Below are 19,165 nucleotides of genomic sequence, written 5' to 3'. Positions count from 1 at the left end.
GCCCATTCCCAATTTTTGCCTTAAGCGCCGTACACCGGGAAGCGCGCACACAACGCGGCGACCTTGGTACGCACAGCTGCGGCCACGGCTTCGTCGTTGGGAGCTTCAAGCACATCGGCCACCAGGTGGGCGATGGTCTCGGCTTCGATTTCGGTAAAACCGCGCGTCGTCATGGCCGGCGAACCGATGCGGATACCGGACGTGACGAACGGCTTCTGCGGATCGTTCGGGATGCCGTTCTTGTTGACCGTGATGTGGGCACGACCAAGCGCTGCTTCGGCTTCCTTGCCGGTAATGTTCTTGGCACGCAGATCAACGAGGAAGACGTGGCTTTCGGTACGACCGGAGACGATGCGCAGGCCGCGCTCTTCACCCAGCACCTTGGCCATGACACGGGCGTTGGCGACGACCTGTTCCTGATAGTTGCGGAATTCCGGCGTGGCGGCTTCCTTGAAGGCGACTGCCTTGGCGGCGATCACGTGCTCCAGCGGACCACCTTGCAGGCCGGGGAAGATGGCCGAATTGAGGGCCTTTTCATGCTCGGCCTTCATCAGGATGACACCACCGCGCGGGCCGCGCAGGGTCTTGTGCGTGGTCGACGTGACGACGTCGGCGAAAGGCACCGGATTCGGGTAGAAGCCGGCGGCGATGAGGCCGGCGTAATGGGCCATGTCCACCCAGAAAATGGCGCCGACTTCCTTCGCCACCTTGGCGAAGCGTTCCCAGTCGATACGCAGGGCGTAAGCCGAGGCTCCGGCGACGATGATTTTCGGCTTGTGCTCGCGGGCAAGGGCTTCCATCTTGTCGTAGTCGATGGCTTCGTTGGCATCAAGGCCGTAGGAAACGACGTTGAACCACTTGCCGGACATGTTGAGTGCCATGCCGTGGGTGAGGTGACCGCCTTCGGCCAGGCTCATGCCCATGATGGTGTCGCCCGGCTTGGCAAAGGCCATGAGCACGGCCTGGTTGGCCTGCGAACCGGAATTCGGCTGGACGTTGGCGGCTTCGGCACCGAACAGCTTCTTGAGGCGGTCGATGGCGATCTGCTCGGCGACGTCGACGAATTCGCAGCCACCGTAGTAGCGCTTGCCCGGATAGCCTTCGGCGTACTTGTTGGTGAGCTGGGAGCCCTGAGCTTCCATGACGGCCTTGCTCACGTAGTTTTCCGACGCGATCAGTTCGATGTGGTCTTCCTGACGCTGTACTTCGGCCTGAATGGCCTGCCAGAGTTCAGGGTCAACTTTTGCCAGGGTGTCTTTCGCGGAAAACATGGTAAATGCCTCAAGCCATTGAAAAGGGGTCGAATTTTATCACGCCGGAAGCTCATCAAGGGCACCCGGCTCGAGATGATCGGTTTCGCCCCATGTTTTCAGCTGCCATTGACCATCCTCCACCGCAATCCAGTTGATGCCTGCGTTGGGAATCAGGAAGTCACGTGGTGCCTCCAGTGCGTTGCCGCGCACGAAACGGTTGATGATGTCGAGCACCCCGCCGTGCAGGACGATGGCGATGGTCTCGCCCGGATGCCGGGCCGCCAGTTCCTGGAGTTTGCCGGTCACCCGGGCGAACATGACGAGCAGGCTTTCACCATTCTCGAAATCGTAGTCGGCGTTACGTCCTTCGAAGGCCGCATAACCATCGGGATGATTCGTCTTTGCCTTATCGTAGGTCAGGCCTTCGAAAACACCGTAGCGCCGTTCACGCATTTCGGGCACGGCGGTCGGCACCAGACCCAGCTCAGCGCCAATGGCTTGCGCCGTCGTCCAGGCGCGCTTGAGATCACTGCTGTACAAGGCCATAATCCCGGCCGTCCTGAGCCAGCGCCCGGCGGCTACAGCCTGGCGGCGGCCGGTGTCATTGAGGCCGATGTCGATCTGACCCTGGATACGCCGCTCGGCATTCCATTCGGTTTCGCCGTGGCGCACCAGGCAAATATGCGTTGTCCGGGTTGTAGGGATTTCCACCATTCTCTGCCTCTCGCCTTCACTGTAAATTCGGCCCCTGAGATGTTCAATTAACGTCGGCCATATTCAGAAGCCGGGAATTCTATCAATCGAGGAGGAATATTCGTGACCCTTCTGCTCCAGCTCTCGCAGCTGATCGACAAGCTCAACGAGCGCATTGGCAAAGCCGCCTTCTGGCTCGTGCTGGTGATGACCATCATCTGCTCCATCAACGCCACCGTCCGCTTCATCTTCAACTACAGCTCGAACGGCCTGCTGGAAATCCAGTGGTATTTGTTTGCTGCCGTTTTCCTGCTCTGCGCACCCTATACGCTACAGAAAAACGAGCATGTCCGCATCGACGTTGTCGCCGGCAAGCTTTCACCCAAAGGACAGGCCTGGATCGACATACTCGGCACCATTTTCTTCCTGCTGCCGATGGTCATCACCATTCTCTGGCTGTCATTGCCACTGGTTGCCGACTCCTTCCACATCAATGAAATGTCGGCCAATGCCGGGGGGCTGATCCGCTGGCCGGTCAAGATGATCCTGCCCGTCGCCTTCACCCTGCTTGCACTGCAAGGCATTTCCGAGCTGATCAAGCGCCTGGCCTTCCTTGCTGGCCGCATCGACGACCCCGGCCAAAAAGACAAGGGCCCGACGGCCGAAGAAGAACTGGCCGCCGCCATCGCCGCCGCCAAAGCCAAGGAGGCCAAATAATGGAATGGATGATCGCCAACATGGCGCCGCTGATGTTCGGTGCCCTCGTCGTCTTCCTGCTCTGCGGCTATCCGGTGGCTTTTTCGCTGGCTGCCAACGGCATTGTCTTCGGCCTCATCGGCATGGAACTTGGCCTGCTCACGCCGGCCATCTTCCAGGCCCTGCCCGAGCGCATCTTCGGCATCATGGCCAACGACACGCTGCTCGCCATCCCCTTCTTTACCTTCATGGGGCTGATTCTTGAACGATCCGGCATGGCCGAGGACCTGCTCGACACCATCGGCCAGCTGTTCGGCCCCTTGCGTGGCGGCCTCGCTTACGCCGTCATCTTCGTCGGTGCCCTGCTCGCCGCGACGACCGGTGTGGTGGCTGCCTCGGTGATTTCAATGGGCCTGATCTCGCTACCCATCATGCTCCGCTACGGCTACGACAAGCGGCTTGCTTCGGGCGTCATTGCCGCTTCCGGCACACTGGCTCAGATCATCCCGCCGTCGCTGGTGCTCATCATCATGGCCGACCAGCTCGGCAAATCGGTCGGCGACATGTACGAAGGCGCCTTCATTCCCGGCCTGATCCTCACTGGCCTGTACGTTGGCTATGTCGCCGTCCTCTCCGTCATCAAACCGAGCGCCTGCCCGGCTCTGCCGCTTGAAGCACGCAGCCTGCGCGGTTTCAAGCTCCTGTTCCGCGTCCTCACGACACTGGTGCCGCCGCTGGTCCTCATCTTCCTCGTCCTCGGCACCATCTTCCTCGGCATTGCCACGCCGACCGAAGGCGGCGCCATGGGTGCTGCCGGCGCGCTGATCCTTGCCATCGCCCGCCAGCGTCTGAGCTTCAAACTGCTCAAACAGGCGATGGAAACGACCGGCAAGCTGTCCTCGTTCGTTGTTTTCATCCTGGTCGGCTCGACGGTATTCGGTCTGATCTTCCGCGCCGTCAATGGTGACCTGTGGGTCGAACACCTGCTGCTCGGCCTGCCCGGCGGACAGGTCGGCTTCCTCATCGTGGTCAACCTGCTGGTCTTCCTGCTCGCCTTCTTCCTCGACTTCTTCGAACTGTCCTTCATCATCGTGCCACTGCTTGCTCCGGTGGCTGACAAGCTGGGCATTGATCTGGTCTGGTTCGGCGTATTGCTCGCGGTCAACATGCAGACCTCCTTCATGCACCCGCCCTTCGGCTTCGCGCTGTTCTACCTGCGCTCGGTGGCACCATCGTCCGTCAAGACGACGGACATCTACTGGGGTGCCATTCCCTTCGTTTGCATTCAGATCATCATGGTCGCGCTGATCATCATCTTCCCGAACATCGTCAGCTATGGTGACGAGGCGCAGAAGGAGCAGCAGAGACTGGAGAAGGAAGGCAAGGCGCCGGAAGCCATCGATCTGGACTCGCTCATGAAGCGTAGCGAAGAAGAACCCGACGCAAACAAGGACGACGATAAATCGGCGGCCGACCTGCTCAAGAACCTGCAGAGCGACAGCAAGTAATTTTGCGCGCACTAACCAGAACGGGGTCTGCGGACCCCGTTTTTTCGTCCTGATCAGGGAATGAATGGCAAGGTCAGTTGGCTGGTATCGGCCGCATCGCCGGTCAGACGACGACACTCGTCAATGAACATGCGGGTTGCCGTACTGAGGTGGCGCCGGCGCTGACGGACAAACTGGAAGCGGCGACGCAGGGCCAGTGCCGGCGTCTTGATCTCGACCAGACTGCCGCGCCGCAGCGCTTCGCGCAGCGACAGCCGGGACAGGCAGCCGACCCCCAGACCCGATTCGACCGCCCGCTTGATCGCCTCGGTATGCTCAAGCTGCAGACAGACATCGGCATCGACGCCGACCGAGCGGATCGCCCGGTCGAACAGGGCACGCGTCCCTGAACCCGGTTCCCGCACGATCCATTTTTGTTCCGCCAGGACGGCCGGTGCCGCCTCCCCAGCTTTCGCCAAGGCGTGTGATGGGGCGCAAAACACTACCAGTTCATCGTCAATCCACGGCTCGAAGATCAGATCCGAATCGCTGGCCTCGCCCTCGATCAGGCCAACATCGAGTTCAAAGCGGCGCAGGCGATCAACCACTTGTTGCGTATTACAAACGGCAAGATCGACCCGACTGCCCGGATTTTTTTGCAGGTAATCAACAACCACCAGCGTCGCCAGATAATTGCCGATCGTCAGCGTCGCCCCGACGGCGACGGGAGCCAGACGCCCCCCCGCCAGAAATCCTTCAATTTCATGGGCTCGGGCCAGCATGTCTTCGGCCTGCGGCAACAAGCCCCGCCCGCTCCCGTTGAGGCGTAGGGATTTGCCGACGCGGTCAAACAGAGGGCAAGCGAAATGACGCTCCAGTTCGAGCAGCGCCGTGCTCGCTGCCGACTGCGACATGTTGAGCTGAGCCGCGGCTCGCGAAACATTTTCAAGACGGGCAACGGCCGCAAAGACCTCAAGTTGGCGCAGGGTGATCTTCATATCTATATTTTAGATTAACGATATATAAATTACCCGCTTTTATCAATAAACGATGCCACCTAAGATCAGTCATATCTGAACCCTCGACGAGTACCGACATGAGCAACCTGGCCACCGAAACCGTTACCTCCGTCCATCACTGGAACGACACGCTATTCACCTTCCGGACGACACGCGACCCCGGCCTGCGCTTCACTAACGGCCAGTTCGTGATGATCGGACTGGAAGTCGATGGCCGTCCGCTGACCCGCGCCTACAGCATTGCCAGCGCCAACCACGAGGAATACCTCGAGTTTTTCAGCATCAAGGTCGAGGATGGCCCGCTGACCTCACGTCTGCAGCACCTCCAGCCCGGCGATCCGATCCTGGTCAGCAAGAAGCCCACCGGCACCCTGGTCCTGCGCGACCTGAAGCCGGGCAAGCGCCTCTTCATGTTCGCCACGGGCACCGGCCTCGCCCCTTTCATGAGCCTGATTCACGATCCGGAAACCTACGAGCGGTTCGAAAAGGTCATCCTCATCCACGGCGTACGCTGGACCAATGAACTGGCCTATCACGACTACATCGAGGAGGACTTGAAGGAGCACGAGTACTTCGCCGACTGGGTCAAGGAGAAGCTGATTTACTACCCGACGGTAACGCGCGAGTCGTTCCGCAACGAGGGTCGACTGACCGAACTCATCGACTCCGGCAAGCTTTTCGCCGACATCGGCCAGCCGCCCCTCGACCCGGCCACCGACCGGGCCATGATCTGCGGCAGCCCGGCCATGCTCGCCGACACTGCCGCCATGCTCGATGTGCGCGGTTTCAAGGTCGGCCACCACCATACCGGCGAACTGGGGGATTACGTGATCGAGCGCGCCTTTGTCGAGAAATAGGACGGCCTATCGCCCACATAGCCAAATGCGATTGGCCCGACGTCGATCAGGCGGGCATCATTGAACCGTTGCCAGAGCAGTATTATTTTCTGACCCTGCCACACCGACCAGACGAAGGGAACAATCATGGATATCGGAATCACCAAGAAGGACCGCGAAAAAATCGCCGACGGCCTGTCACACCTGCTGGCCGACTCTTTCACCCTCTACCTGAAAACCCACAATTTCCACTGGAACGTCACTGGTCCGATGTTCAACACGCTGCACGTGATGTTCATGGATCAATACACCGAGCTGTGGAACGCCCTGGATCTCATCGCCGAACGCATCCGCGCCCTGGGCGTCGCCGCCCCCGGCACCTACGCCGAATTCGCCCGGCTGACAGTGATCAAGGAAAGCGAAGGCAAGGTCTCGGCCGAGGACATGATCAAGCAACTGGTCGCCGGCCAGGAAGCTGTCACCAAGACAGCACGTGGCATTTTCGCCATCGTGGACAAGGCCGGCGATGAGCCGACCGCCGACCTGCTCACCCAGCGCATGCAGATTCATGAAAAGAACGCCTGGATGCTGCGTAGTCTGCTCGAGAAATAAGCAGCACGATCAGGCAAGTTCGCCCTACCGGGCACACCATAAAAAAACCCGCGAAATTCGCGGGTTTTTTATCGACAACAGACAGACGCTTATTTGCCGGTCTGCAGGAAGCCATCCATGCGCCGTTCGGCCAGACTGAACCAGGCCGACTGCGTTCGCCGGTACTTGTCGTACTCGACGTAGATCTTCTTGAAGGCCGGGTTCTTGCCGGCTTCGTCGACGTAGAGATCGGTTGCCGCCTTGTAGGTAGCCTTGAGAATTTCGGAAGAGAATTCCTTGACCTTGACACCCGCCTGCATCAGCTTGGCCAGTGCTGCCGGATTCTTGTGGTCGTATTCGGCCATCATCGTCACGTTGGCTTCGAAGGCAGCGGCCTGGAAGGCTTCCTGATATTCCTTGGGCAGCTTGGCCCATTCGGCCTTGTTGACGAAGAAGTGGATGGTCGGGCCCGGCTCCCACCAGCCCGGGTAGTAGTAGTTCTTGGCGACCTTGTAGAAGCCCAGCTTTTCGTCATCGTACGGACCGACCCATTCGGCTGCGTCGATGGTGCCTTTTTCCAGGGCCGGGTAGATGTCGCCACCAGCGATCTGCTGCGGGACGACGCCGAGCGCCGAGAAAACGGTGCCGCCGAGACCGGCGATACGCATCTTGACCCCCTTGAGGTCGGCGACGGTATTAACTTCCTTGCGCCACCAGCCGCCCATCTGGGTGCCGGTATTGCCGCCGGCAAAGGACAGGACGTTGTAGTTGGAATAAAAATCGTCAAGCAGCTTCTGGCCGCCGCCGTAGTAGATCCAGGCGTTCATCTGACGGGCCGTCATGCCGAACGGAACCGATGTGCCAAAACCGAAGGTCTTGTCCTTGCCAACGTAGTAGTAGGAGCAGGTATGGCAGACTTCAACCGTACCTTGTTGCACAGCATCAAGCGCCTGCAGGCCGGGAACGATTTCGCCGCCAGCAAAGACGCGAATGTCGAACTTGCCGTTGGTGATGGCACGCACCCGGTTGGCGAGAACTTCAGCACCGCCGTAAATGGTGTCCAGGCTCTTCGGGAAGCTCGAGGTCAGGCGCCACTTGATATTGGGCAGGGCCTGGGCGATAGCCGGTGCAGCGAGGGTAGTGGCAGCGCCGGCGACAGCACCGACGGAAGCCTTTTTCAGAAAATCACGACGTTGCATATTGTCTCCTCCAGAAATGTTTGGGCACGTCAGAATCATGCCTTTCCATTCTAGCCAAAACCATCGCCCTGACGAGTTGCGGAAAACCCTTATAGCAGCAACATCCTACTCACCGGCGACCGTCATCCTATCCAGCATGATCGAGCCGGTAATCTTGCTGCCCCGGATCTGCACGTCGTTGCCCACAGCGACGATGCCGGCCAGCATGGCCTTGAGATTGCCGGCAATGGTGATTTCCTCGACCGGATAGGCGATCTTGCCATCCTCCACCCAGAAGCCGGCAGCCCCGCGTGAATAATCACCGGTCACGTAGTTGATACCATGGCCGAGCAGTTCGGTGACGAGCAGGCCACGCCCCATTTTGGCGAGCAGCCCATCAAGATCGAGATCACCGGGCTGAATGATCAGGTTGTGGCTGCCACCGGCATTGGCCGTCGTCTGCATGCCCAGCTTGCGGGCCGTGTAGGTGCTCAGAAAATACCCCTGCAGGATGCCGTTGGCGACCACGTCACGATCTCGCGTCGCCACACCGTCGCTGTCGAAGGAGGCGCTGCCGAGACCGCATGAAATATGCGGTCGCTCGGCGATGTGCACGAAATCCGGCATGATTTTCTTGCCCAGCTGATCGAGCAGGAACGACGATTTGCGATACAGGGCACCACCGCTTGCCGCATGCACCAGACTGCCGAGCAGGCCGCCAGCCAGAGGCGCTTCGAGAATGATCGGAAACTCACCGGTCTTGACCTTGCGCCCATCGAGCCGGGCAATCGCCCGCTTGGCGGCAATCGCGCCGACCTGCGCCGGATCGTCGAGGTGGCGGGCATTGCGATGGGTGGTGTACCAGTCGTCGCGCTGCATCGCATCCTGTTCGCCGGCAATCACCGAACACGAAATGTAATGCCGCGAGGTCGGGTAGCCGCCCATGAAGCCGAGGCTGTTGGCCGAAACGAAATGCGCCTGCTGGGTCGAAATCGAGGCCCCTTCGGAATTGCTGACCAGCGGACTGGCGTCAAATGCGGCCTGCTCGCAGCGCCGGGCCGTCTCGATCGCCTCTTCGACGGTCAGGGCCCACGGATGGTACAGATCGAGCTCGGGCGGATTCTTCGCCATCAGCGCCGCATCGGCCAGACCGGCACAATCGTCCTCGGCCGTGAAGCGGGCGATGTCGAGCGCCGCTTCGACGGTTTCGCGCAGCGCTTGCGCCGAAAAGTCGGAAGTGCTGGCGTAGCCCTTGCGCTGACCGGAATAAATCGTGATGCCGATACCCTTGTCGCGATTGAATTCGATGGTTTCAACCTCGTCGCAACGCACCGTCACCGACTGGCCGAAACCCTCCGAGACATCCACCTCGCAGGCCGTCGCCCCCTTGCTGCGCGCATGCTTGAGGACGTCCTCGGAGAGTTGCTGCAGGGTGGCGTGGGAATAGGAAAATGCGGCTGTTTCGGACATGGAGGCGACGTCGGAGCGGGAAAGTCGCTATCATAACAGCCCGTTATTGCCCGCACCGGACAACCCCATGCATGAAGAAGATTTCACCGAAGACACAGGCCGTCCTTCCAAGACCAAGAAGAAGGAGGCCATGCATGAATTGCGCGATCTCGGCGAAGAACTGGTCGAACTGTCGGTCGGCCAACTGAAGAAGATAAAACTGCCGGAAAACATTTATGACGCCGTCCGCGAATGCCAGAAAATCACCGCTCACGGCGCCCATCGCCGTCAGGTGATGTATCTCGGCAAGCTCATGCGCGGCGTCGATGACGAGCCGATCCGCGCCGGCCTGGCCATGCTGCGCGGCGAATCGTCGGCTGAAACAGCCCGCCTGCACCGCCTGGAACGTTTCCGCACACGCTTTATCGAAGACGAAACCTATCTCGCCGAAATCGCCGCCATCTGGCCCGATATCGATCTCCAGCACATGCGCCAGCTGCGCCGCAATGCGCTCAAGGAACTGGAAAACCACAAGCCGCCGAAGAATTTCCGCGCCATTTTCCAGATCCTGCAGGACCTCGACCGGCAGGGTGCCCCGGTCGCCGAGGACGAGGATGCGGACGATGAGTGAGGCATTGATCGTCGGTCTGGTTTCGATCAGTGATCGCGCCTCGACCGGCGTTTATGAAGACAAGGGCATTCCCGCCCTGCAGGAATGGCTGTCGTCGGCCCTGTCCACGCCATGGCGCGCCGAGACGCGGCTGATCGCCGATGACCGCGAGACTATTGAAAAAACGCTGATGGCGCTGGTCGACGACGACCGGTGCCATCTGGTGCTGACCACCGGCGGCACCGGCCCAGCATTGCGCGACGTCACGCCGGAAGCCACGCTGGCTGTCGCCGATAAGGAAATGCCCGGCTTTGGTGAGGAAATGCGCCGGATCAGCCTCAATTTTGTGCCGACCGCCATCCTCTCACGCCAGGTTGCCGTCATTCGCAAGCAAGCCCTGATCATCAACCTGCCCGGCCAACCGAAATCGATCAGGGAAACCCTGGAAGGCGTTCGCCGGGCCGACGGCACGGTCGCCCACGTCGGCATCTTTGCTGCGGTGCCTTATTGCATCGACCTGATCGGCGGCCCCTATGCCGAAACCAACGAATCCGTGATCAAGGCCTTCCGGCCAAAATCGGCGATCCGCCCTGCCCAGGCTTAAACGGCCGTCCGGCGGTAGCGGGCCAGTTCGTAATCGGCCGTCTGTTCGACCAGGGCCACGGGATTCAACTGGAACCGCTGACCATCGCGGACGTACTCCAGACTTTCCCGCTGATCGAAAGTCGTCGGTGGCAGAATGACCCGAAACTCGTCAGGCTCGTTGCCATCAAGCAGCATCAAGGCTGGACTGGTGCCGGCTGCGGCCATATAGCTGGCGGTGGTATTTCTCCCCCGCAGTTCAAGCGCAACCGCCTTGGTCGCCAGCGCCTGAATGCCCACGCGGGCATCGTTTTCCGACATCCGGTGATAGCGACGAACGACGCCGAGCAGCCAGTTGCTGCCCCCCTCCGGCTGCATGGCGAGCAGGGCACCGACCCGCAGCCACTCCTCCGGAACCTTGTCGAGCAGGGCGCCAAAGCCGCCCCGACTGACATTCTCGGCAAGCCAGGTTTCGGTCGGCAAGCCAGCCGGCCGACCGCCAAACTCGTCGGAAAAAACCACGAAAGCGTTAACCAGCCCGTTGAGTACCGCCATCCGGTGCGTGACCCGATGGCGATCGTGCAGCCGTTGCGGCGGCATCGGCGACAGGTAATTGGTCAGGTGACGGAAGACCGCAACCAGCAACTTGACCGGATATTGCCCACCGAGATTGATCTCGGGCGGCATGTCGCCGCCCCGCTCGAGGTTATCGAGCACGGCACGCATCGCCTCGTGGGCACTGCCCGGCTTCATGAAACGCTGGGTCGTCTCGGCCTGGGCCGGCATACGGGCGAGACGCAGGGGGGGCTGGGCCAGTTTGAGGTCGACCCAGTAAACGCTATCGATCTGGGCCTCGGCTGTAAAAACGAAACCTGACAAAAAATGGTCGATCACATGCTCAGCCAGTTCAATGCCAACCGGCAACAGGCTATCGAGCGAGGCCGCCTGAAAAATCATCACCTTCTGGTATTCCTGGACGGGCGTGGTCATTCCGTTCCGCCCCGGCACGGCAACTGCCTTGCCGGCCACGCCGGCTGCCTCGGCCGCCATCAAGGCCCGGCCCATACTCTGCCAGCACGTATCGCGCGACGGCCCATAGTGGAATTGTTCCCACTTGAGGGCACGCCCGAGCGCCATCATCAGGCGGACGCACAAACTTGGTAGCACCGTCTTGGCCAGCTCACCGGACTGACTTTTATCGTCGATGGCGAGCAGGCACCGCTCATAGGCGGCGGCCAGGCGGGTCGAAAATGCATAGTTGATCGACCACAGCCGGTTCTCTTCCGACCTCGACAGACGGGCGGTGCCGAAATAATCTCGGGCCAGCCGTTTCAGATGGGGCTGAGCCGCCTCTTCCAGTTGTTCAAGCACTTCATACATCGTGCTGATGGGAAATCCGTTCGCTCCCTCGAGTGACTCAAGCCAACCGGTAATTTCGTCGAGTGCCTTGAAGGCATTGTCCTTCGGCAATTCGCTCAGGACTTTGCGAAACTCCCGGGCATTGGCCAGCGGATGATCCGTTTTTTGGGCAAAGAACCCGCCCAGGTTGGCAACCTTCTTGAGCACCATTCCCCCTCCGTCTGTAAGTGCTTTTTTCCAGTGTAGTCCTATATCCCGCCTTCTAGCGTGAGGAATTTCCGGCCTCAGGAAATTTTCCTCACCGCACCATTCATGCGGCAGCCACACGGAGTTCCAGCGTGGGATGTAAAATGGCTGACTATTGATAGTTCCGGATAGCCGACGCGATGCAGCCCTACCATGACCTGATGCGCCACGTTCTCGAGAACGGGCACGACAAATCCGACCGTACCGGCACCGGCACCCGCTCGGTCTTCGGCTGGCAGATGCGCTTCGACCTGGCCAAGGGCTTCCCCATGGTCACCACCAAGAAGCTTCACCTCAAGTCCATCGTGCACGAACTGCTGTGGTTCCTGCAGGGCGATACCAATATTGCCTACCTGAAGGAGAACGGCGTCCGCATCTGGGACGAATGGGCCGACGAAAACGGCGATCTCGGACCGGTCTACGGCAAGCAGTGGCGGCGCTGGGAAACCCCGGATGGCCGCCTCATCGACCAGATCACCCAACTGGTGAACAGCCTCAAAAACAACCCGGACTCGCGCCGCCATATCGTTTCCGCCTGGAACCCCGGCGACGTCGACAGCATGGCGCTGCCGCCCTGCCACTGCCTGTTCCAGTTCTATGTCGCCGGCGGCAAGCTCTCCTGCCAGCTCTATCAGCGCAGCGCCGACATCTTTCTCGGCGTGCCCTTCAATATCGCCTCCTATGCCCTGCTGACCATGATGCTGGCCCAGGTCTGCGGCTACCAACCCGGGGACTTCGTGCACACCTTCGGCGACGCACACATCTACTCGAATCATTTTGAGCAGGCCAAGTTGCAGCTTGCGCGCGACACGCGTGCCCTGCCGACGATGTGGATCAACCCGGCGGTCAATGACATTTTCGCGTTCAAATTCGAGGATTTCCGCCTCGACGGCTACGATCCGCATCCGCATATCGCCGCCCAGGTCGCGGTCTGAGCATGCAGGTACCGCTCCGTCCCGCCTGGCTCGCCCTGGCTGAACACGCCCGCAGCATCAAGCATCGCCACCTGCGCGACCTGTTTGCCGCCGACCCCGGCCGTTTCGAGCGCTTCTCGCTCAGTCAGGACCGCATCCTGCTCGACTATTCGAAGCAGCGGCTTGACCTGCACACCATGGGCCTGCTCCGGCAATTGGCCGAGCAAGCCGGCTGGCGCAACTGGATCGAACGGATGCGCGCCGGCGAGCCGATCAACCACACCGAAGGGCGCCCCGTCCGGCACGTCGATCTGCGAGCCGGCAACGCCGCACCAGCCGAAGTCAAAGACGTCCTTAGCCGCATGGCTGCATTTTGCGAACAGATTCATGATGGTCGCTGGCGCGGTTTTTCCGGCGAACGCATCACCGATGTGGTGAACATCGGCATTGGCGGCTCCGACCTCGGCCCGCGCATGGCCGTCCATGCGCTGGCCGCCTTTGAGCAGCTCGACCTCAATGTCCATTTCGTGTCCAACCTGGACAGCGCCGATCTGGCCAGCACATTGACCCGACTGAATCCCCGCAGCACCTTGTTCGTCATCGCCAGCAAAACCTTTACGACGCTGGAAACGATGGCCAATGCGAACACCGCGCGCAACTGGATACTGGCCAGCACGGGTGACAAAGGTGCCATTGCCCGACATTTCGTCGCCGCCTCGACCAATCTGGTAGCCACGGCAGAATTCGGCATCGCACCAGAAAACGTCTTCGAGTTCTGGGACTGGGTAGGTGGCCGCTTCTCGTTGTGGTCAGCGATCGGCCTGCCCATTGCACTGGCCATCGGCTACCGGAATTTCGAACAGTTGCTGGCCGGTGCCCACGCCATGGACGCGCATTTTTTCAGTGCCCCGGCCGACACCAACCTGCCTTTGACCCTGGCACTGGTTGCCCTGTGGAATACCAACTTCCTCGATGCCCACAGCCACGGCGTCTTTCCCTACAGCCACTCGCTGGCCTTGCTGCCCTCACACCTGCAGCAGCTTGAAATGGAGAGCAACGGCAAGCGGGCCAACCGCGACGGGCTGGCCGTGGACTATCCGACCAATCCCATCTTGTGGGGCGAAGCGGGGACCAATGGCCAGCACTCGTTCTTCCAGTTGCTGCACCAGGGTAGCGCGCTGGTTGCCTGCGATTTCATTGCCCTCGGCAAGTCCGATTTCCCGCTACCCGGCCATCACAGCGGGCTGCTCGCCAGTTGCCTGGCCCAGTCATCCGCTCTGGCTTTTGGCCAGACCGTCGAGGAAGCACGGGCGGCGGGCATTCCCGAACATCTGCTGGCCTTCCGCCGCTTTCCCGGCAACCAGCCGTCGACCACCCTGGTCCTGCCCGAACTGACGCCATTCACCCTCGGCCAGCTGATTGCCCTCTACGAGCACAAGGTGTTTTGCCTGGGCGTTCTGTGGAACCTCAATTCCTTCGACCAATGGGGCGTCGAACTCGGCAAGCAACTGACCGGGAAACTCGCCCCGTGCATTCGCGATGACGCCCCGAGCGACGCGCTCGACGCGTCGACCCGTGGCCTGATCAAACACCTTCGCCAATTCCGGACCTGAACATGCCTGAAGTCGTGATCATCGCCGCCGTCGCCAAAAATCGGGTGATCGGCAAGGACAATCAGCTGATCTGGAACATTCCCGAGGACATGGCGCATTTCAAGGCGCTGACTGCGGGCCATACGGTGATCATGGGGCGCAAGACCTGGGAATCGTTGCCGCCGCGTTTTCGTCCGTTACCCGGCCGGCGCAACATCGTGATCAGCCGTCAGGCCGAATACCCGGTACCCGGCGCGGAACTGGCTGATTCGCTGGACCATGCACTGACACTGGCAGCGAGCACGGCGACGGTTTTCATCATCGGCGGCGAGCAGATATACCGGCAGGCCATGCCGCTGGCTGATCGCCTGGAAATCACTGAAGTCGATCTCGAACCCGAAGGCGATGCTTGGTTTCCGGAAATTCATGCCATCGACTGGCAGATTGCCCAAAAAAATACCCCATCCAGCCAGAGCGGGACGGGGTTCTCTTTTCTTAGCTACCGCCGACAGCGCTAAGCTGCCAGCCGGTCGGGATCAGCGCACGCAATCGACGAAATAGCGACCGTCGGCACCCTTGACGAGGCCATGCACGTCGGTCTCGAAGCCAGGGAAGGTGGCATTGAATTCGCGGGCGAATTTCAGGTAGTTGCAGATCTTGGCATTGAAACGCTCACCCGGAATGAGGAGCGGAATACCCGGCGGGTACGGCGTCAGGAGCACTGCCGTGACGCGGCCTTCAAGTTCGTCCACCGGCACGCGCTCGATGTCCCGGTGCGCCATCTTGGCGAAGGCATCAGCCGGACGCATGGCCGGCACCATGTCCGAAAGGTACATTTCAGTGGTCAGGCGGGCCACGTCGTTCTGCTTGTAAACGCTGTGAATCTCGGTACACAGGTCGCGCAGGCCGACGCGCTCGTAGCGCGGGTTCTTCTGCACGAACTCGGGCAGCACCTTCCACAGCGGATGATTCTTGTCGTAATCGTCCTTGAACTGTTGCAGGGCAGTCACCAGGGTGTTCCAGCGGCCCTTGGTGATGCCGATGGTGAACATGATGAAGAAGCTGTAGAGTCCACACTTCTCGACGATGACGCCATGCTCGGCGAGGTACTTGGTGACGATAGCGGCCGGGATACCGAATTCGTCGGCAAAATCACCGTCGACATCGAGGCCCGGGGTGATGATGGTCGCCTTAATCGGGTCGAGCATGTTGAAGCCGTCGGCCAGATTGTTGAAGCCGTGCCAGCGTTCGCCCGGCTTGAGCATCCAGGCTTCGCGTTCCTCGATGCCTTCTTCCGACAGGTCGTCCGGCCCCCAGACCTTGAACCACCAGTCGGCGCCCCATTCCTCGTCCACCTTGCGCATGGCGCGACGGAAATCGAGCGCTTCGGTGATCGACTCTTCAACCAGCGCTGTACCAGCCGGCTCCTCCATCATCGCCGCTGCGACATCGCAGGAGGCGATGATCGAGTACTGGGGCGAAGTCGAGGTGTGCATCAGATAGGCTTCGTTGAAGATGTCGCGGTCGAGCTTCTGGTTCTCGGCATCCTGAACGAGAATCTGCGAGGCCTGGCTCAGACCGGCCAGCAGCTTGTGCGTCGATTGCGTCGAGAAGACCATCGACTCCTTGCAGCGCGGGCGGTCGGCGCCGATGGCGTGGTAGTCGCCATAAAAATCGTGGAAGGCGGCATGCGGCAGCCAGGCTTCATCGAAATGCAGGGTGTCGATTTTGCCGTCGAGTTCGGCCTTGATGTCCTCGACGTTGTAGAGAATGCCATCGTAGGTCGACTGGGTGATGGTCAGGACGCGCGGCTTGGCCGTCTTGTCGGTGATGAAAGGATTGGCGGCAATCTTCTTCTGGATGTTCTCCCAGAGGAATTCCGATTTCGGGATCGGCCCGATGATGCCGAAATTGTTGCGCGTCGGCATCAGGAAAACGGGGATCGCCCCGGTCATCATGATGGCGTGCAGGATGGACTTGTGACAGTTGCGGTCGACAACGACGATGTCACCCGGCGCGACGGTCGAGTGCCAGACGATCTTGTTCGAGGTCGACGTGCCGTTGGTGACAAAATAGAGATGATCGGAGTTGAAAATGCGCGCCGCGTTGCGCTCGGAGGCGGCAACCGGCCCGGTATGATCGAGCAACTGGCCGAGTTCCTCGACGGCATTGCAGACGTCGGCGCGCAGCATGTTCTCGCCGAAGAACTGGTGGAACATCTGGCCCACCGGCGACTTCAGGAACGCAACACCGCCCGAGTGGCCCGGGCAATGCCAGGAATATGAGCCGTCTGCCGCGTAATGGACCAGCGCCCGGAAGAACGGCGGCGGCAGCGAAGCGAGGTAGGCCTTGGCCTCGCGCTTGACGTTGCGGGCGATGAATTCCGGCGTGTCCTCGAACATATGGATGAAACCATGCAGTTCGCGCAGCACATCATTCGGGATGTGGCGCGAGGTGCGCGTCTCACCATGCAGGAAGATGGGAATTTCGGCGTTCCGGTTGCGAATCTCGCCAACAAAGGCGCGCAGTTCGGCCAGCGTCTCCTCCGGCTCGAGTGCCAGCTCCTCGTCATCAATCGACAGGATAAAGGCCGAGGCGCGACTCTGCTGCTGGGCAAATGAGGTCAGATCGCCGTAGCTGGTAACGCCAAGTACTTCCAGACCTTCCTTTTCAATGGCTTCGGCCAGCGCCCGGATACCGAGGCCGGAGGTATTTTCCGAGCGAAAGTCTTCGTCGATGATGATGACGGGAAAGTGGAAGCGCATGTTCGATCCTTGAAAAGCGGCGACCCGCCGCAGCGGGTCACAGAATAAGACGTTTTCGTTACGGGTAAGCGTCAGATTTTCGGCAAGGTCACACCAACCTGGCCCTGATATTTGCCGCCTCTATCCTTATACGACGTTTCACACACTTCATCGGATTCGAAGAACAGCACCTGGGCGCAACCTTCGCCAGCGTAGATCTTGGCCGGCAGCGGCGTCGTATTGGAAAACTCGAGGGTGACGTAGCCTTCCCATTCCGGCTCGAAGGGCGTCACATTGACGATAATGCCGCAGCGGGCATAGGTGCTCTTGCCCAGACACACCGTCAGTACTGAACGCGGAATGCGGAAGTATTCCATGGTGCGGGCCAGGGCGAACGAATTCGGCGGAATGATGCAGACATCGGACTCAATCTCGACGAAGGATTTCGGATCGAAATTCTTGGGATCGACGACCGTCGAGTTGATGTTGGTAAATACCTTGAATTCACGGGCGCAACGAATATCGTAGCCGTAGCTGGAGGTGCCGTAGGAAACAATCTTCTGGCCATTCACTTCGCGCACGAGTTCTGGCGCGAACGGCTCGATCATGCCGTGCTCTGCCGCCATGCGGCGAATCCATTTGTCTGATTTGATGGCCATTTTTTATCTTCCGCGCTACAAAAAGCAAAGGCGGGATTTTACCCGCCTTTGTGTGGGGTTTTGGCAAAAACTTATGTGTTCTGCACCACGATATTGGGGAATTTCGAGCTCATGTCCTTGGCCTTTTCACCAATCTTGATCGCCACACGACGGGCGATGCCGCGATAAATCTCGGCCGTGCGCGACTCCGGCGCCCCGACCACGGTCGGCTTGCCACCATCGGCCATTTCACGAATGGCCAGTTCGAGCGGCAAGCTGCCGAGGAATTCCACGTCGTAATCAGCGCACATCTTCTCGCCGCCGCCCGTCCCGAAGATATGCTCTTCATGGCCGCACTTCGAGCAAATATGAATGCTCATGTTCTCGACGATACCGATGATCGGAATATTGACCTTTTCGAACATCTTCAAACCCTTGCGAGCATCGATCAAGGCAATGTCCTGGGGCGTCGTGACGATCACCGCGCCGGTCACCGGCACTTTCTGCGCCAGCGACAACTGAATGTCACCGGTACCCGGCGGCATGTCGACAATCAGGTAGTCAACATCGTTCCAGTTGGTCTGGCCCAGCATCTGATCAAGTGCCTGGGCGACCATCGGACCGCGCCAGACCATCGGCGTCTCGACATCGACCATGAAACCAATGGACATGGCCTGCACGCCATAAGCCTCGAGCGGCTCCATGTTCTGACCGTCCTTCGATTCCGGCTGCTGCCCTGCCAGGCCCAGCATTTGGGGCTGCGAGGGGCCGTAGATGTCGGCGTCGAGAATACCGACCCGCGCGCCCTCTTGAGCTAATGCCAGGGCGAGGTTGACCGCCGTCGTACTCTTGCCGACACCGCCCTTGCCGGAAGCCACGGCAATGATGTTCTTGACGCCCGGCAAGAGCTTGACGCCGAGCTGCACCGAGTGGGCAACGATCTTGCTGAACACATTGGCCGAGACATTGCCGACGCCGGGCAGAGTGCGAACCGCCGCAATCACCTGTTTGCGGATCGCGTCAATCTGGCTCTTGGCGGGATAAGCAAGCTCGATGTCGAATGAAACATCGTCGCCATCAACCTTCACGTTCTTGACTGCCTTGCCGGCCACGAAATCCTTGCCGGTATTGGGATCGACTGCAGCAGATAGCGCAGCCTTGATTTGCTGTTCTGTAAAGCTCATGGAAACTCCGGTTTCAGGGATGTATCGAATATTACCCGGAGGACATGGCCGGCGCAGCAAATACCCGAGTAATTTTGTCCAGCATACCCGAAAC

General features: G+C 60.1%; 18 protein-coding genes. 9 read left to right on the top strand and 9 right to left on the bottom strand.

Going from position 1 to position 19,165, the window contains the following annotated elements:
• Positions 1–20: 20 nt before the first annotated feature.
• A complete protein-coding gene (gene glyA, locus HYN24_RS02590; RefSeq protein ID WP_117607824.1) occupies positions 21–1,271 on the bottom strand; it encodes a serine hydroxymethyltransferase in 1,251 nt (416 codons plus the stop codon).
• Positions 1,272–1,310: 39 nt separating this feature from the next.
• The gene (locus tag HYN24_RS02585) at positions 1,311–1,967 is read right to left on the bottom strand and encodes a histidine phosphatase family protein (protein WP_117607823.1); all 657 of its coding nucleotides are present in this window, start codon (positions 1,965–1,967) and stop codon (positions 1,311–1,313) included.
• A gap of 102 nt (positions 1,968–2,069) precedes the next feature.
• On the opposite strand from HYN24_RS02585, the gene HYN24_RS02580 reads away from it, so the two are divergent.
• Entirely contained in the window at positions 2,070–2,663 is a 594-nt protein-coding gene (locus HYN24_RS02580; protein ID WP_117607822.1) for a TRAP transporter small permease subunit, read from the top strand.
• Entirely contained in the window at positions 2,660–4,150 is a 1,491-nt protein-coding gene (locus tag HYN24_RS02575) for a TRAP transporter large permease subunit (protein ID WP_117607821.1), read from the top strand. Before HYN24_RS02580 ends, HYN24_RS02575 begins: the two co-directional genes overlap by 4 nt.
• Before the next feature lie 53 nt (positions 4,151–4,203).
• Here HYN24_RS02575 and HYN24_RS02570 read toward each other — a convergent pair whose 3' ends face one another.
• On the bottom strand, positions 4,204–5,127 hold the full coding sequence (locus HYN24_RS02570; protein WP_117607820.1) for a LysR substrate-binding domain-containing protein: 924 nt from the start codon (positions 5,125–5,127) through the stop codon (positions 4,204–4,206).
• Between the two features lie 98 nt (positions 5,128–5,225).
• Here HYN24_RS02570 and HYN24_RS02565 point away from each other — a divergent pair, with 98 nt between their 5' ends.
• Positions 5,226–6,005 (top strand): ferredoxin--NADP reductase, encoded by a 780-nt coding sequence (locus HYN24_RS02565; protein WP_117607819.1) that lies wholly within the window; start codon positions 5,226–5,228, stop codon positions 6,003–6,005.
• A 126-nt stretch (positions 6,006–6,131) separates the two neighbouring features.
• Positions 6,132–6,596 carry a Dps family protein gene (locus HYN24_RS02560; RefSeq protein ID WP_117607818.1) on the top strand — a complete coding sequence of 155 codons (465 nt, stop codon included), beginning with the start codon at positions 6,132–6,134 and terminating at the stop codon, positions 6,594–6,596.
• Between the two features lie 89 nt (positions 6,597–6,685).
• On the opposite strand, the gene HYN24_RS02555 is transcribed toward HYN24_RS02560, so the two are convergent.
• Both HYN24_RS02555 and pmbA read right to left on the bottom strand, forming a co-directional pair.
• On the bottom strand, positions 6,686–7,774 hold the full coding sequence (locus HYN24_RS02555) for a TRAP transporter substrate-binding protein (protein ID WP_117607817.1): 1,089 nt from the start codon (positions 7,772–7,774) through the stop codon (positions 6,686–6,688).
• Positions 7,775–7,879: 105 nt separating this feature from the next.
• The gene (gene pmbA, locus HYN24_RS02550) at positions 7,880–9,223 is read right to left on the bottom strand and encodes a metalloprotease PmbA (RefSeq protein ID WP_117607816.1); all 1,344 of its coding nucleotides are present in this window, start codon (positions 9,221–9,223) and stop codon (positions 7,880–7,882) included.
• A 67-nt stretch (positions 9,224–9,290) separates the two neighbouring features.
• Between pmbA and yjgA the strand changes: the two genes are divergently transcribed.
• Both yjgA and mog read left to right on the top strand, forming a co-directional pair.
• A complete protein-coding gene (gene yjgA, locus HYN24_RS02545) occupies positions 9,291–9,833 on the top strand; it encodes a ribosome biogenesis factor YjgA (protein WP_117607815.1) in 543 nt (180 codons plus the stop codon).
• Positions 9,826–10,416: a molybdopterin adenylyltransferase gene (mog, locus tag HYN24_RS02540; protein ID WP_117607814.1), complete on the top strand. Its 591-nt coding sequence runs from the start codon at positions 9,826–9,828 to the stop codon at positions 10,414–10,416. Before yjgA ends, mog begins: the two co-directional genes overlap by 8 nt.
• Here the strand turns inward: mog and HYN24_RS02535 are convergent.
• On the bottom strand, positions 10,413–11,963 hold the full coding sequence (locus tag HYN24_RS02535; RefSeq protein WP_240327711.1) for a hypothetical protein: 1,551 nt from the start codon (positions 11,961–11,963) through the stop codon (positions 10,413–10,415). The genes mog and HYN24_RS02535 overlap by 4 nt on opposite strands.
• Positions 11,964–12,139: 176 nt before the next feature.
• On the opposite strand from HYN24_RS02535, the gene HYN24_RS02530 reads away from it, so the two are divergent.
• From HYN24_RS02530 to HYN24_RS02520, 3 genes are read left to right on the top strand one after another with little or no spacing between them, the layout of a single operon-like run.
• On the top strand, positions 12,140–12,934 hold the full coding sequence (locus tag HYN24_RS02530; protein WP_117607813.1) for a thymidylate synthase: 795 nt from the start codon (positions 12,140–12,142) through the stop codon (positions 12,932–12,934).
• 2 nt (positions 12,935–12,936) lie between these two features.
• On the top strand, positions 12,937–14,526 hold the full coding sequence (pgi, locus tag HYN24_RS02525) for a glucose-6-phosphate isomerase (RefSeq protein ID WP_117607812.1): 1,590 nt from the start codon (positions 12,937–12,939) through the stop codon (positions 14,524–14,526).
• A gap of 2 nt (positions 14,527–14,528) precedes the next feature.
• Positions 14,529–15,023: a dihydrofolate reductase gene (locus tag HYN24_RS02520; protein ID WP_117607811.1), complete on the top strand. Its 495-nt coding sequence runs from the start codon at positions 14,529–14,531 to the stop codon at positions 15,021–15,023.
• An 18-nt stretch (positions 15,024–15,041) separates the two neighbouring features.
• Here HYN24_RS02520 and HYN24_RS02515 read toward each other — a convergent pair whose 3' ends face one another.
• The 3 genes from HYN24_RS02515 to apbC form a co-directional block, all read right to left on the bottom strand.
• Positions 15,042–17,270 (bottom strand): arginine/lysine/ornithine decarboxylase, encoded by a 2,229-nt coding sequence (locus tag HYN24_RS02515; protein WP_117607810.1) that lies wholly within the window; start codon positions 17,268–17,270, stop codon positions 15,042–15,044.
• A 71-nt stretch (positions 17,271–17,341) separates the two neighbouring features.
• Positions 17,342–17,908: a dCTP deaminase gene (gene dcd / locus HYN24_RS02510; protein WP_117607809.1), complete on the bottom strand. Its 567-nt coding sequence runs from the start codon at positions 17,906–17,908 to the stop codon at positions 17,342–17,344.
• A 71-nt stretch (positions 17,909–17,979) separates the two neighbouring features.
• A complete protein-coding gene (gene apbC / locus HYN24_RS02505) occupies positions 17,980–19,071 on the bottom strand; it encodes an iron-sulfur cluster carrier protein ApbC (protein ID WP_117607808.1) in 1,092 nt (363 codons plus the stop codon).
• Positions 19,072–19,165 lie beyond the last annotated feature (94 nt).

The organism is Dechloromonas sp. HYN0024, assembly GCF_003441615.1.
Taxonomy (GTDB): Bacteria; Pseudomonadota; Gammaproteobacteria; order Burkholderiales; family Rhodocyclaceae; genus Azonexus.
This window is presented reverse-complemented; position numbering and strand designations above follow the sequence as displayed.